Below are 13,277 nucleotides of genomic sequence, written 5' to 3' on the forward strand. Positions count from 1 at the left end.
CTCTTGGAATGACGATTAGCCGGGAAACTCGGCCAGTCCGAACTTCGTGCTGCTTGGTGTGGATGAATGATGCGCAGAGCGGACCAGAGGGCCGATCGCGATCAGGCTTGCGAACAACATGTAAATCTCGCAGTGGTAAACGAAGCTGTAGCCGGTCGCCGGACTGCTCAGCGCTGAACCGAGCGCGCCCGACGTGGCCAGTCCCGACACGACGTCGCGCAGTGCGCCGCCCAATGCAATCGCCAGACCGGTGCTGGTGGCATGTACCGCACCCCAGGCGCCGAGTGCGAGGCCATTCAGGCCGCCGCTTTCCAGTCCCATCGCGGCCGTCAGCGTACCGACCGAGAACAGCCCGCCGCCGAAGCCGATCAGCGCCACGCCGACGCGGAACAACGGAACCGAATGCAGCGGTTCGGCAAACACGACGGCCGAAAACGCGATGATGCCGGTCAGCGCGCCAAGCGCCGCCAGCCGGTAGGGATCGAAGCCGCGCGCCAGCACGCGTGCCGCCAGTGCAAAGGCGGCGATCGCGCCGAGCGCCATCATGGCGGTCAGCGACGTGGTGGCGCCGACGCCCATGCCGAGGATTTCGCCGCCGTAAGGTTCGAGAATGATGTCCTGCATGCTGAAGGCCGCGCTGCCCAGACCGACCGCACACAGGTAACGCGTGGCGCGGGCGTGCTGCGAGAAGCTGCGCCAGACTTCGCGGAACGGCAGCCGCGGGGCCTGCTGCGCCTGCGTGCGCATGCCGCGCGGTTCCTGCTTCCACAGCGCGATGACGTTCAGCACCATCGTGAGCATGGCCGAGCCCTGCACCACCTGGATCAGTTTCAGCTGCGTGAAGTCGGCCAGCAGCAGGCCGAACACGATGCCGCTGACCACCATGCCGACCAGCAGCATCAGGTACATCATCGCGACCACCCGCGGCCGGTTCGCCGGCGCAGCGAGGTCGGTGGCCAGAGCGAGGCCGGCGGTCTGCGCGGTCTGCATGCCGGCACCGACCATCAGGAAGGCCAGTGCGGCGCCGGCCTGCCCGATCCACGCCGGACCCTGGGTGTCGCCGGACAGCAGGATGAGCGAGAACGGCATGATGGCCAGACCGCCGAACTGGATCAGCGATCCCATCCAGATATAGGGCACGCGCTTCCAGCCGAGCACCGAACGGTGCGTGTCCGAGCGGTAGCCGATCAGCGCACGGAAGGGCGCGAACAGCAGCGGCAGCGCCACCATCAGCGCGACCAGCCAGGCGGCCATGCCCATCTCGACGATCATCACGCGGTTCAGCGTGCCGATCAGCAGCACCGTCGCCATACCGACCGACACCTGGAACAGCGACAGACGCAGCAGACGCCCGAGCGGCAACTCCGCCGTCGCGACATCGGCGAACGGCAGAAAGCGCGTGCCCACGCCCGTCCACAGCTTTGCAGCGCGGTCGTTGAGCGAGCGGGCGGACAGCGTTTTCATCTGCGGCACAGCTCCAGAGCCTTCGACTTGTAGAAGCCGCTCGACACATGCTGGGAACGGCCGATGGCCATGCAGTCGAGTGCCGGCTCTTCATCGATCAGCCGGTGCAGCAGGGTTTCGCGTACCGGTTCGATCGACGGCGCGCGATCTCCGCGCGGAAAGAACTTGCCGATGAAGCGCAGCGCTTCGAGTGCGTGCGTGCTCGGCGGGAAGGTGAACTGGATCGAATGTTCGGTGCGCGCAGCGAGCCCCGACAGCACGCGCACGGCGTCATGGGCCTCGTAGTGGATCAGCGAATCCATGGCGACCACGTGGTCGAACCAGCCCAGCGCGGGATCCAGCATGTCGCCCGAACGGAAGTCGATCTCGCCGCCGTTCAGGTCTTCCGGCATGCGTTCGCGCGCCAGCTGCACCAGCGTGGGCGACAGGTCGATGGCCACCACGTGCGCACCGCGCCGTGCCGCCTCGACCGCCAGCGCACCGGTTCCGCAGCCGGCGTCCAGCACCTTGCGGCCCCGCAGGTCCTGTGGCAGCCAGTCAAGCAGTGTTGCGCGCATGCGGTCCCGTCCGGCGCGTACCGTTGCCCGCACACGGCCCACCGGGGCGTCAGAGGTCAGGCGCTTCCACGCTTCGACCGCGGTGCGGTCGAAGTAGGTCTGGATCTGGCTTCGGCGGTCTGTGTATGAGGTGTTCATGGTGTCGTCGGTCTCGTTCGAAAACTCAGTCAAAACCGAGCAGGTCGAAAATGTCACGGTCCTTCATCGGCTCCGCGATCAGCGGATCGGTGCCGGCCCACAGGGAAGCAGCCAGCCGCATGTACTCCTGCTGCACTTCGAGCACTTCCGGGCTGTCGTCCATTTCGAACAACGTCGATTTCTTCAGGCGACTGCGGCGGATCACGTCCAGATCGCGGAACTGCGCCATGGTTTTCAGGCCGACCCGTTCGTTGAAGCGGTCGATCTGGTCGGTGGCCGCACTGCGGTTCGCGATCACGCCGCCGAGACGCACCTTGTAGTTCTTCGATTTGGCCTGGATGGCGGCCACGATTCGGTTCATCGCGAAGATGGAGTCGAAGTCGTTCGCGGTGACGATGAGTGCGCGATCGGCATGCTGCAGCGGGGCGGCGAAACCGCCGCACACCACGTCGCCCAGCACGTCGAAGATGACCACATCGGTGTCTTCGAGCAGGTGATGTTCCTTCAGCAGCTTGACCGTCTGGCCGACCACGTAACCGCCGCAGCCGGTGCCCGCCGGCGGGCCGCCTGCCTCGACGCACATCACGCCGTTGTAGCCGGGGAAAACGAAGTCCTCGGTGCGCAGTTCTTCCGAATGGAAGTCGACCGTTTCGAGAATGTCGATCACCGTCGGGACCAGGCACTTGGTCAATGTGAAGGTCGAGTCGTGCTTCGGGTCGCAGCCGATCTGCAGCACGCGCTTGCCCAGCTTGGAAAAGGCGACTGACAGATTGGAAGACGTCGTGCTCTTGCCGATGCCGCCCTTGCCATACACCGCGAAAACCTTTGCGGTACCGAGCTTCAGCGACGGGTCGAGGTGGACCTGCACGCTGCCCTCTCCGTCATTGCGCGACGAGCCCGAGTTGCGCGTTTTCAGCGCCGACAGCGGGACGTGGGTGGTGGTGACTGTGTTCACTCTGAGACCTCGGGTGTGTCCGCACGGGCGGACGGGGGTGTAGGGGATTTCATGCGCTGACGGGCTGGAATACGCCCTCCAGACGGTCTTCCAGTTCTTCGCCGGCAGCCCGCAGCTTGGCCAGCATGGCCGCATCCGGTTGCCAGTAGTTGCGGTCGTGCGCTTCGATCAGACGATTTGCGAGCTTGGCGGCAGCAGTCGGATTCAGGCTGGCGAGCCGGTTGCGCATGCCGTCGTCGAGTACGAAGGTCTGGGTGAGCTGCTGATAGACCCACGGGGCAACCTGACCCGTCGTGGCCGACCAGCCCATGGTGTTGGTGATGTGGGTTTCGATCTGGCGCACGCCTTCGTAGCCGTGCGCGAGCATGCCCTCGTACCACTTCGGATTGAGCATGCGGGTGCGTGTTTCCAGCGCCACCTGCTCCTGCAGCGAGCGCACGGCGCCGTCGCCCTTGGTCTGGTCGCCGATGTAGACCGGCGGCGTATGGCCGTTGCGCGCCACCTTGACCGCCTGCGTGATGCCGCCCAGCGTATCGAAGTAGTTGTCGACCGTGGTGACACCGAGTTCGACCGAGTCGAGGTTCTGGTAGGTCAGCTGAACATTGGCGAGTGCGCTCTGCAGCAATGCGGTCTGCTGCGACGCGCGACCAGTGCGGCCGTAGGCGAAGCCCTTGCGGCGCGTGTAGGTTTCGGCGATCTCGTCCTCGTCCGACCAGCGGCTGCTTTCCACCAGGTTGTTCACGTTCGAGCCGTAGGCGCCTTCGGCATTGCCATAGACGCGCAGCGCGGCGATCTCCAGCGTGCAGCCGTGTTCCTGCTGATAGGCCAGCGCGTGCCGGCGGATCCAGTTCATCTCCAGCGGCTCGTCGGCGGCGGCGGCAAGCCATGCCGCTTCGGCCAGCAGCTTGATCTGCAGCGGCATCAGGTCGCGGAAGATGCCGGACAGCGTGATCACCACATCGACGCGCGGGCGGCCCAGCTCTTCAAGCGGGATCAGCGTGGCACCGGCGATGCGGCCGTAGCTGTCGAAACGTGGCAACGCACCCATCAGGGCGAGCGCCTGGGCGATCGGCGCACCTTCGTTCTTCAGGTTGTCGCTGCCCCACATGACCATGGCGATCGATTCGGGCAGGGGGAAACCGTCTTCGGTGTAGCGGTCGAGCAGGCGCTGCGCCTGCGCAGCACCGTCCTTCACCGCAAACGCACTCGGAATGCGGAACGGGTCGAAGCCGTGAATGTTGCGGCCGGTCGGCAGCACCGCCGGCGTGCGCAGGATGTCGCCGCCTGGTGCCGGGCGGATGTAGCGACCGTCGAGCGCCTGCAGCATCGCGGCCACTTCGGTGTCTTCGGCCAGCTTGCCGTTGATGTCGACCAGTTCGTTGAACAGTTCGACCGTGCTGTCGTCGCGCGGCAGCCCGGACAGCTTGAGCACCCGGTCGATGCTCAGTCCGGCCACCAGTGCCTCGATCGCAGTGCGTTCCAGCTGCTGTCCGTGCGAGGCATCGGCCATCGACAGCAGCATGTCGACGCGTTCCGCTTCCGACGGTGCGCGCCCGGCCACATGAAGGCCGTGCGGGATGAGCGTGTATTCGAGCTCGAGCATCTGCTCGGCCAGCTTCATCACGCGGGCGTCGGTACCGCCGGTGGGCGAAATGTCCCACAGCGGCTCGGCGGCGGTGAGGTCAAGTGCGGCGGCCTGCGCCTGCAGCACGACCGCGAGGTCGGCGCGCTCCGGCGATGCCGGTTCCATCGTGCGCCAGCGCTCGATGGACGCCTTCAGTTCGTTCAGACCCTTGTACAGACCGGCCTGCGCGATCGGCGGCGTGAGGTAGCTGATCAGCGTGGCGCCGCAGCGGCGCTTGGCGATCGCGCCTTCCGACGGGTTGTTGGAGGCGTACAGGTAGACGTTCGGCATGTCGCCGATCAGGCGGTCCGGCCAGCAGTTGCCGCCCATGCCGCTCTGCTTGCCCGGCATGAATTCGAGTGCGCCGTGGGTGCCGAAGTGCAGCACGGCGTGCGCCTTGAAGTCTTCGCGCAGGTAGCGGTAGAAGGCGGAGAAGGCGTGCGTCGGCGACAGACCCTTTTCGAACAGCAGCCGCATCGGGTCGCCTTCGTAACCGAAAGCCGGCTGTACCGCGATCAGGATGTTGCCGAACTGCTTGCCGAGCACCAGGATGGAACTGCCGTTGCTCAGCTGCTTGCCGGGTGCAGGCCCCCACTGCGCCTCGATTTCCTTCAGCCACGGTTCGCGCCGCACGTGGTCTTCTGCGCTGATGAGCGTATGCACGTTGGCGTCTGCACCGTACTTCGATGCGTTGCCGAACAGCACGCCATCACGCAGCGCATCGATGCTCTCGGGCAGGTCGACCTGGTAGCCCTGCTGCTTCATCGCCGTCAGGGTGTGGAACATCGATTCGAACACCGACAGATAGGCGGCGGTGCCGACACTGCCCGCATTCGGCGGGAAGTTGAAGATGACGATGGCGACCTTGCGGTGGGCGCGTTCGCTGCGCTTGAGCGCCACCAGCTTGTCGACCCGCGCGCCCAGTGTCTGCGCGCGCTCGGGGCAGCTGTGCATGTCCTGCTTGTTGTCCGCCGCGGTGAAGGTGCAGGCGTGATGGCATCCGGTGCAGGTGACGCCAGGCGCGCCCGGGCGTCCGCCGAACACCATCGGGCTGGTCGCGCCGTCGAGTTCCGGGATGGCGACCATGATGGTGCTTTCGACCGGCAGCAGGCCGCGATCCGACTCGCCCCACTGATCGAGTGTCTGGAACTCGACCGGGTGCGCCGCGACGTATGGCACGTCAAGTTGCGCGAGGATTTCTTCGGCCGCCTTGGCATCGTTGTAGGCGGGACCGCCGACCAGCGAAAAGCCGGTCAGCGACACGACCGCATCGACGATGCTGTGACCGTCCTTCAGGAAGAATTGATCGATGGCCGGGCGCGAGTCGAGTCCGGCGGCGAAGGCCGGAACGACGCGCAGGCCGCGCGCCTCGAGCGCGGCGATCACACCGTCGTAGTGACCGGCGTTGCCCGACAGCAGGTAGGAGCGCAGCACGAGTACGCCGACCGTGCCGCGCAGTTCGCGACCGATGGGGTCGGGCAGCGCGGACGCTTCGTAGGCAAACCGACCCGGCATGCGCGGGTGGTACACACCGACTTCCGGGTATTCGATCGGCGGCTGCACCTTGATCTTGCCGCGCAGTTCCTTGCGCGGGCCATCGGCACCGCGGTCGACGACGTGGCGCAACAGGTTCAGCACGTTCTCGTCCGAGCCGCCGAGCCAGTACTGCAGCGTCACGAAGTAGGCGCGCACATCCTGGGCGGTGCCGGGAATGAAGCGCAGCATCTGCGGGATGCGGCGCAGCGTCTTCATCTGGGCCGCGCCGCCGGTGGCGGTCTTGCTCTTGTTGCCACGCAGGCGCTTGAGCAGCGCCATCGGGCCACTGGCCGGTTTGTCCATGTCGAACTGCCCGAGGCGGGTCAGCTTCACGACTTCGGTGGCCGAGGCCATGCAGATCATGGCGTCGCAGTGGTCGCGACGCGCACGCAGGTCGTCGAGGATGGGCAGGAAGTGGTCTTCCAGGAACAGCATGCCGCAGACGATGATGTCTGCGCTGGCGATGTCCGCCCTGACGCGGGCGATTGCCGATTCGTTGCCGGCGTACTCCGACGCGGCATGCAGGCTCACGGTCAGCCCCGGGAATTCACGCGACAGACGCGGCCGGGCACGTTCGACCGCGCTCGCAAGATGGGTGTCCATCGTGACGATCACGATGCTGATGGGCTGATGGGTGACCGCCGAAGTCGTGCTCGTATCGACGGCACGCTTTCTCAGCATCGAGGGAAGTCCGATGGAGGTCATGCTTCGATCACCCTTTCGTGACGTGCGGCGAGCACGGATTCGGCGGACACGGATTCAGCGTCCATAGTGAGCTTTGGCATCGTAGAGCGTCTCCACCGTGATCGTTGCCAGCCCGTGTTCGCGTGCAAAGGCTTCGGTATTGCGTTTGGCCTTGCCTCGCACGAAGAACGGAATCTTCTTCAGTTCGCGCTCGCCGTCTTCGCTCCAGGTCGGCTCGCCCGCGGCGGCAATGACGGGTTCGGGTGTCGCGACGGCGGTCGCAACCGGTTCGGCGGCGACGGCATCGGGTGCTGCAGCGGGCCGCGCATCGCGCGCGACGGCAGGCAGATGGGACGCCGCGGCGTCATCGTGGAATTCGAAGTCATCGCGGAACATCTGCAGCAGATGCTCTTCAAGGCCCATCACCAGCGGATGGACCCAGGTATCGAAAATGACGTTGGCGCCTTCGAAACCGTACACCGGGCTGTAGCGCGCCGGCACGTCCTGTACATGGATCGGGATCGAAATCACCGCACACGCCACGCCGAGGCGCTTTGCGATGTGGCGCTCCATCTGGGTGCCGAGCACCAACTCAGGCGCGGCCGCGCCGATGGCCTGTTCCACTTCCAGGTAGTCGTCGCTGATCAGCGCCTCGACATCGTAGAGCTTCGCGGCATCGCGCACGTCGCGCGCGAATTCGCGGCTGTAGGTGCCCAGGCCGACGACGGTGAAACCCATTTCTTCCTTGGCGATGCGTGCGGCGGCGATGGCGTGGGTCGCGTCACCGAAGATGAATACGCGCTTTCCGGTGAGGTAGGTCGAATCGACCGAGCGTGCATACCAGGGCATGCGCGACAGCGAAGACGAAAAGCCCGCAACGCCCGGCTGTTCGGATGCCAGCAGGGCCGATGCATCAACGCCTGCCAGTTGCGCGACTTCGGCGATGAAGTCGCGCGTGGCACCGACACCCATCGGAATGACGCGGGTGGCCGGCATGCCGAAATTGCGCTGCAGCCACGATGCGGTCGTACGCGAAACTTCGGGGTAAAGGTCGATGTTGAAGTCAGCCTCGGGCAGGCGACGGATATCGTCCGGCGACGCACCGAGCGGCGCGATCACATTGACGTCGATGCCCAGCAGGTCGAGCAGACGGCGGATTTCCTGCACGTCGTCGCGGCAGCGGAAGCCGAGCACGGTCGGGCCGAGCAGGTTGGCGCGCGGGCGGCGACCGTCGGCACGCGCCGGACGCGGCGTACCCGGCGCTGGCACCTGATCGGCGAGCAGCGCGCGGACCACGTGATAGAAGGTTTCGGCTGCGCCCCAGTTCTCCTTCTTCGAGTAGGACGGCAGTTCGAGCGGGATGACCGGGATCGGCAGGTTCATGCCGCAGGCCAGTGATCCGGACTGATCCTGGATCAGTTCGGCGGTGCAGGACTCGCCGACCAGCAGCGCCTTCGGCTTGAAGCGTTCATACGCTTCGGCCACGGCGGTCTTGACCAGATCGGCGGTACTGCCGCCCAGGTCTCGTGCCTGGAAGGTGGTGTAGGTCACCGGCGGGCGGCGGTCCTGGCGCTCGATCATCGTGAACAGCAGATCGGCGTAGGTGTCGCCCTGCGGGGCGTGCAGCACGTAATGCACGTCGCGCATCGAGGTGGCAATCCGCATGGCGCCCACATGAGGCGGTCCTTCATAGGTCCACAAGGTCAGTTGCATCAGTTGCTCCTCAGACCGCCAGCCGTTCGCGGCGAGCGAGCGGGCGTACAAACAGTTCGGCAAGATCGGCGGCCTGGTCGTAGCCGTGAATCGGCGAGAAAACGAGTTCGATCGACCATTTCGTGGCCAGACCTTCGGCTTCCAGCGGATTGGCAAGGCCGAGCCCGCACACCGTCAGGTCGGGGCGGGCGGCGCGCACGCGATCCAGCTGTCGTTCCAGATGCTGGCCTTCGCTGAGCACGACGTCCTGCGGCAGCAGGGCCAGTTCTTCGCTGACCATCTGGCGGTCGAGATAAGGCGTGCCGACTTCGACCAGTGCCATGCCCATTTCGCGATTCAGGAAGCGCGCGAGCGGAATTTCGAGTTGTGAATCCGGCAGCATGAACAGGCGCTTGCCGGCCAGCTGGGAGCGGTAACGCTCGAGCGCGGCCGTGGCGCGCTTGATCAGCGGTGCGGTGACGGCATCGAACTGTGCGTCGGGCGTCTGCCAGGCGCGGGCGGCTGCGCGCAGCCATGCCGTCGTGCCTTCGACGCCGAACGGGTAGGGTGCAGCCAGCACGGTGGCGCCGCGCGCAGTGAGCGCGCGCACCGTTTCGCCGTTGAACGGCTGGGCCAGCAGCAGCTGCGTGTTCGGACCGATCGACGGCACATCTTCGGCGCGTCGCCCCGGGAAGAAATTCACCGGACCGATGCCCAGTTGTTCGAACTGCCGGCGGAACTGGTCTTCCACCACGTCCGGCAGGCAACCGACGACCAGCAACTGGCGGGCATCGGTCTGCGGCATGATCGGTACGAAGGCCTTGAGCGCGTTGTCTTCGCCCTGCGTGAAGGTGGTTTCGATGCCGGAACCCGAGTAGCTGAGCACGCGCACCCGCGGCAGCAGCCGTTCGTTCAGGCGTTCCGCCGCGCGGGCAAGGTCAAGCTTGATGACTTCCGACGGGCAGGAGCCGACCAGGAAAAGCGCCTTGATTTCCGGCCGGCGTTCCAGCAGCGAAATGCACACCCGGTCGAGTTCGTCGTTGGCGTCGGCGATGCCAGCGAGGTCCCGGTCGGTCAGGATCGCCGTGCCGAAGCGGGGTTCGGCGAAAATCATCACGCCGGCGGCCGATTGCACCAGATGCGCACAGGTGCGCGAACCGACGACGAGGAAAAAGGCGTCCTGCAGCTTGCGGTGCAGCCACACGATGCCGGTCAGCCCGCAGAACACCTCGCGCTGACCGCGTTCGCGCAGCACCGGCAGGTCGCTGCCGGTCCGCTGACTGAGTACGACCGGAATGTCCTGGAGATTGCTCATTTGCAGGGCACCAGCTGGTCATCGCCGAAGGCCGTGGCGGCCGACTGCTGCAAACGGGCAGCGCGCAGTTTCAGGATGAACTGGCCGGCGTTGATGACGTAAGTGAAATAGGCGGCGAGGGCGAGCCACATCAGGCCGTTCGGGCCGAGGCTGTCGGTCGCCAGTGCGATCAGGTACCAGGTATGCAGTGCAAGGACGGCGAAGCTGAATACGTCTTCCCAGAAGAAGGGACGGGCGAACAGCCAGACGCCGAACACTTCTTTTTCCCAGATCGATCCGGTGACCATGATCGTGTAGAGCAGCACCGTCTTGATCACCACGGATACGGTGGCCGCCTGCAACCCCTCGCCGGTCATCAGGAAGCGCAGTACCAGCACCAGGCTGATCAGGAAGGCGATGAACTGAACGGGCGCCAGCACGCCCTGGAGCATGGTCCAGGGCGATGCATCGCGGCGGCGGCGTTCTTCTGCCGTGTAAAGCGGAGGCTGCGGTCTGGCCTGCTGCGGGTGCATCGGTGACGTCTCCTTGATCTTTCTTCTTTGACTGAAAATCTAGACGTCTGGAGACAGAGTGTCAATATAAATTGACGTACATCATGGTTGACATGCGGAGAGCCCTGCAGCTAAGTTGTCATAACGCGAGATGAATGGTCGCCGCAAAGCGTTGATGGCTCTCGATACTGACAAGTAAACTTGACAGTTGCCCTTGCCGCGAACTAGCTCTATAAGCTGGTTGCTCTTGTGATTGGTGCCTTTATGGGCTGCGCGCTGGGGTAAGCGCTGTATATAGTCATAAAAAGCACGGCCGTTCCTTGCTTCCCAGCAGTGCCGCGGGAAGCCTGAGTCGGAGCCGGCACACACAAACACCAAAGGACGAGAGATGGCCGGAAGAGCGCAGGAAGACGCCGGCAAGGCGCGCACGACAGGAGAGTATTGGTCCGACACGGATGCGCTTCAGCGAAGCCATCCTCAATCAGGCAATCACAACGGCGGAGAGCTGGTGTTTCCGGTGGACGACTGGATGGGCGATCTCGCCCGGACCATCGAAGCCGAAATCATTCCGCGCCTCATGCTCGCCCACGGCGGCACCGATCCGTCGGCACCACAGGTCGCCTGTGAAAGCCGGGCGCCGTCTTCACCGGAAGTGGTCGAGTTCGCGAATCTGGTTCTCGCGCAGGACGCGCGCGTCGCGCGCACGTGGGTGGAGGCGGTGCGCGCGCGAGGCGCGACGCCCGAAACGATTTTCCTTGAGTTGCTTGCGCCGGCCGCACGGCGACTCGGGGAATTGTGGGAGGCGGACCTGTGCGATTTCACGCAGGTCACGCTCGGTCTTTGGCGCATCCAGCAGGTGGTGCATGAGTTGGGGCCGAGCTTTCGCTCGGATGCCCCGTTCGCGCCGAATGGCCGCAGGGTGCTGCTGTCGGCGGCGCCGGGTGACCAGCACACGCTGGGCCTGTTGATGGTGGGCGAGTTTTTCCGCAACAGTGGCTGGGAAGTCTGTGCCGAAGCATCCGGCCGCAGCCTCGACCTGGTGCTGGCGGCGCAGAACGAGTGGTTCGATGTGCTGGGTTTTTCGGTCGGCAGCGAAGCGCGCATCGAACCTTTGAAGCGGCTGATAGAAGCCGTGCGTCTGGCGTCCCGCAATCGCGACCTGATCGTGATGGTGGGTGGCCCGATTTTTGTCGAACACCCGGACTGGGTGGCACTGGTGGGTGCAGACGCGACCGCGAGTGACGCAAAAGACGCTGTGCGGCGCGCTGACGCCATGGTGCCACTGCGATGTACGCAGGGCTGAACTGGTTTGACGAGGTGATCGATTGGGATCGGAGCAGGAGCGCAGTGAGTTTTCCAGAATCGACGCGAAGTGGGGGGCTGCCAACGTGAAGCCGTTTGAATCGCCCCTCCTATCGTTCGGAGGCGTCGATGCCAACTCCACAGCGAAACTCATCGCCGCTGCGTCGGATCTGGCGCTGGTGGTGGACAAGCAGGGCATCATTCGCGACGTAGCCTTCGGCAACGACGAACTGGTGCCCGATGGGTACGAGGGCTGGGTCGGCCGACGCTGGACCGACATCGTGACGGTCGAAAGTCGCGCCAAGGTCGAGGCGTTGCTGATTGATGCCTCGGCCGAGGCCGCCCAGAAATGGCGGCACGTGAATCATCCGGTGTCCGGCGGCATCGACATGCCGGTGCTCTATTCGGCCATCAAGGTCGGCCATGAAGGCAGGGTCATCGCGTTTGGCCGCGATCTGCGCTCGCTGTCGTCGCTGCAGCAACGGCTGGTTGATGCGCAGCAATCGATCGAACGTGACTACGCCAAGCTGCGCCAACTGGAAACCCGCTATCGCCTGCTGTTCCAGATGACATCGGAAGCGGTGCTCATCGTCGAAGCCGGCAGCCAACGCGTCATGGAAGCCAACCCGGCGGCGCTCCGCCTGCTCGGGCCGTCACCCAAGGGACTGGTCGGACGGACCTTCCCGGAAGGATTCGACGAAGCCGGTATGCAGTCGGCACAGGATCTTCTGGCCAGTGTCAGGGCAGCCGGTCGCGCAGACGACGTACGCGTTCGGCTGGCCGACGACGGACGCGAACTCCAGGTCGCGGCGTCTCTGGTCAGGCAGGACAACGCGGCACTTTTCCTCGTACGCCTCTCGCCGCGTGCTGTCGAGCACACGACGTCGGGCTTGAATCAGGCCCTGCTGGACGTGGTGGAGCATGTGCCGGACGGCTTTGTACTGACGGATGAATCGGGACGCATCCTGACGGCCAATCATGCCTTTCTCGATCTTTCGCAACTGGCTTCGGTCGAGCAGGCCCGTGGCGAGCCGCTCGAACGCTGGCTGGGTCGCCCCGGCGTGGATTTCAAGGTGTTGATGGTCAATCTGCGTCAGCACGGCGCGGTCAGGCTTTTTTCCACGCTGGTTCGCGGTGAGCACGGCTCGGATGTGGAAGTCGAAATTTCTGCGGTGTCGGTCCCGCACGGCGAAACGCCTTGTCTCGGCTTCACGGTGCGCGGCATCAGCCGGCGGATCGAGGCCGATCCGCGACTGGGTCGCGAACTGCCCAGGTCGGTCGAGCAGTTGACCGGACTGGTGGGTCGCGTATCGCTGAAAGAACTGGTGCGCGAATCCACCGACCTGATCGAGAAGCTGTGCATCGAGGCGGCGCTCGAATTGACGCATGACAACCGTGCCTCGGCGGCCGAAATGCTTGGCCTGAGCCGGCAAAGCCTGTACGTGAAACTGCGCCGTTACAGCATCGGCGATCTCAACGCCGAGCACGAAGACATCGAAACGGAAGATTAGGGCCCGTT

9 protein-coding genes are annotated in these 13,277 nt (G+C 64.9%); 2 read left to right on the forward strand and 7 right to left on the reverse strand.

Annotated elements, in window-relative coordinates; all coding sequences use genetic code 11:
* Nucleotides 1–15: 15 nt before the first annotated feature.
* From ACTIFF_RS00530 to bchF, 7 genes are all read right to left on the reverse strand, one after another.
* Nucleotides 16–1,464, reverse strand: coding sequence for a BCD family MFS transporter (locus ACTIFF_RS00530; RefSeq protein ID WP_306475505.1), 1,449 nt, complete (start codon nucleotides 1,462–1,464; stop codon nucleotides 16–18).
* Nucleotides 1,461–2,159: a magnesium protoporphyrin IX methyltransferase gene (bchM, locus tag ACTIFF_RS00535; protein WP_439535060.1), complete on the reverse strand. Its 699-nt coding sequence runs from the start codon at nucleotides 2,157–2,159 to the stop codon at nucleotides 1,461–1,463. Before bchM ends, ACTIFF_RS00530 begins: the two co-directional genes overlap by 4 nt.
* 25 nt (nucleotides 2,160–2,184) lie before the next feature.
* Nucleotides 2,185–3,114 (reverse strand): ferredoxin:protochlorophyllide reductase (ATP-dependent) iron-sulfur ATP-binding protein, encoded by a 930-nt coding sequence (gene bchL, locus ACTIFF_RS00540; RefSeq protein ID WP_305613305.1) that lies wholly within the window; start codon nucleotides 3,112–3,114, stop codon nucleotides 2,185–2,187.
* Between the two features lie 49 nt (nucleotides 3,115–3,163).
* Nucleotides 3,164–6,955 carry a magnesium chelatase subunit H gene (locus tag ACTIFF_RS00545; protein ID WP_439535061.1) on the reverse strand — a complete coding sequence of 1,264 codons (3,792 nt, stop codon included), beginning with the start codon at nucleotides 6,953–6,955 and terminating at the stop codon, nucleotides 3,164–3,166.
* A gap of 78 nt (nucleotides 6,956–7,033) precedes the next feature.
* Complete coding sequence (bchB, locus tag ACTIFF_RS00550; RefSeq protein ID WP_439535062.1) at nucleotides 7,034–8,671, reverse strand: ferredoxin:protochlorophyllide reductase (ATP-dependent) subunit B; 1,638 nt, start codon at nucleotides 8,669–8,671, stop codon at nucleotides 7,034–7,036.
* Between the two features lie 10 nt (nucleotides 8,672–8,681).
* Complete coding sequence (locus tag ACTIFF_RS00555) at nucleotides 8,682–9,965, reverse strand: ferredoxin:protochlorophyllide reductase (ATP-dependent) subunit N (protein ID WP_439535063.1); 1,284 nt, start codon at nucleotides 9,963–9,965, stop codon at nucleotides 8,682–8,684.
* Nucleotides 9,962–10,477, reverse strand: a complete 516-nt coding sequence (gene bchF / locus ACTIFF_RS00560) for a 2-vinyl bacteriochlorophyllide hydratase (protein WP_439535064.1) — start codon at nucleotides 10,475–10,477, stop codon at nucleotides 9,962–9,964. Before bchF ends, ACTIFF_RS00555 begins: the two co-directional genes overlap by 4 nt.
* A 367-nt stretch (nucleotides 10,478–10,844) precedes the next feature.
* Between bchF and ACTIFF_RS00565 the strand changes: the two genes are divergently transcribed.
* Together ACTIFF_RS00565 and ppsR are read left to right on the forward strand one after the other, a co-directional pair.
* On the forward strand, nucleotides 10,845–11,759 hold the full coding sequence (locus tag ACTIFF_RS00565) for a cobalamin B12-binding domain-containing protein (RefSeq protein ID WP_439535065.1): 915 nt from the start codon (nucleotides 10,845–10,847) through the stop codon (nucleotides 11,757–11,759).
* Between the two features lie 85 nt (nucleotides 11,760–11,844).
* On the forward strand, nucleotides 11,845–13,269 hold the full coding sequence (ppsR, locus tag ACTIFF_RS00570) for a transcriptional regulator PpsR (RefSeq protein WP_439535066.1): 1,425 nt from the start codon (nucleotides 11,845–11,847) through the stop codon (nucleotides 13,267–13,269).
* The last annotated feature ends 8 nt before the right edge of the window (nucleotides 13,270–13,277 follow it).

It is taken from the genome of Methyloversatilis sp. (genome assembly GCF_051861465.1).
In the GTDB taxonomy this organism is placed as follows: Bacteria; Pseudomonadota; Gammaproteobacteria; order Burkholderiales; family Rhodocyclaceae; genus Methyloversatilis.

Bases quoted from the DNA above. Each gene is read 5' to 3' on its own strand.
- bchF (WP_439535064.1), bottom strand. From the start codon at position 10,477: ATGCACCCGCAGCAGGCCAGACCGCAGCCTCCGCTTTACACGGCAGAA.
- ACTIFF_RS00555 (WP_439535063.1), bottom strand. From the start codon at position 9,965: ATGAGCAATCTCCAGGACATTCCGGTCGTACTCAGTCAGCGGACCGGC.
- ACTIFF_RS00545 (WP_439535061.1), bottom strand. From the start codon at position 6,955: ATGCTGAGAAAGCGTGCCGTCGATACGAGCACGACTTCGGCGGTCACC.
- bchB (WP_439535062.1), bottom strand. From the start codon at position 8,671: ATGCAACTGACCTTGTGGACCTATGAAGGACCGCCTCATGTGGGCGCC.
- ACTIFF_RS00565 (WP_439535065.1), top strand. From the start codon at position 10,845: ATGGCCGGAAGAGCGCAGGAAGACGCCGGCAAGGCGCGCACGACAGGA.
- ACTIFF_RS00530 (WP_306475505.1), bottom strand. From the start codon at position 1,464: ATGAAAACGCTGTCCGCCCGCTCGCTCAACGACCGCGCTGCAAAGCTG.
- bchM (WP_439535060.1), bottom strand. From the start codon at position 2,159: ATGAACACCTCATACACAGACCGCCGAAGCCAGATCCAGACCTACTTC.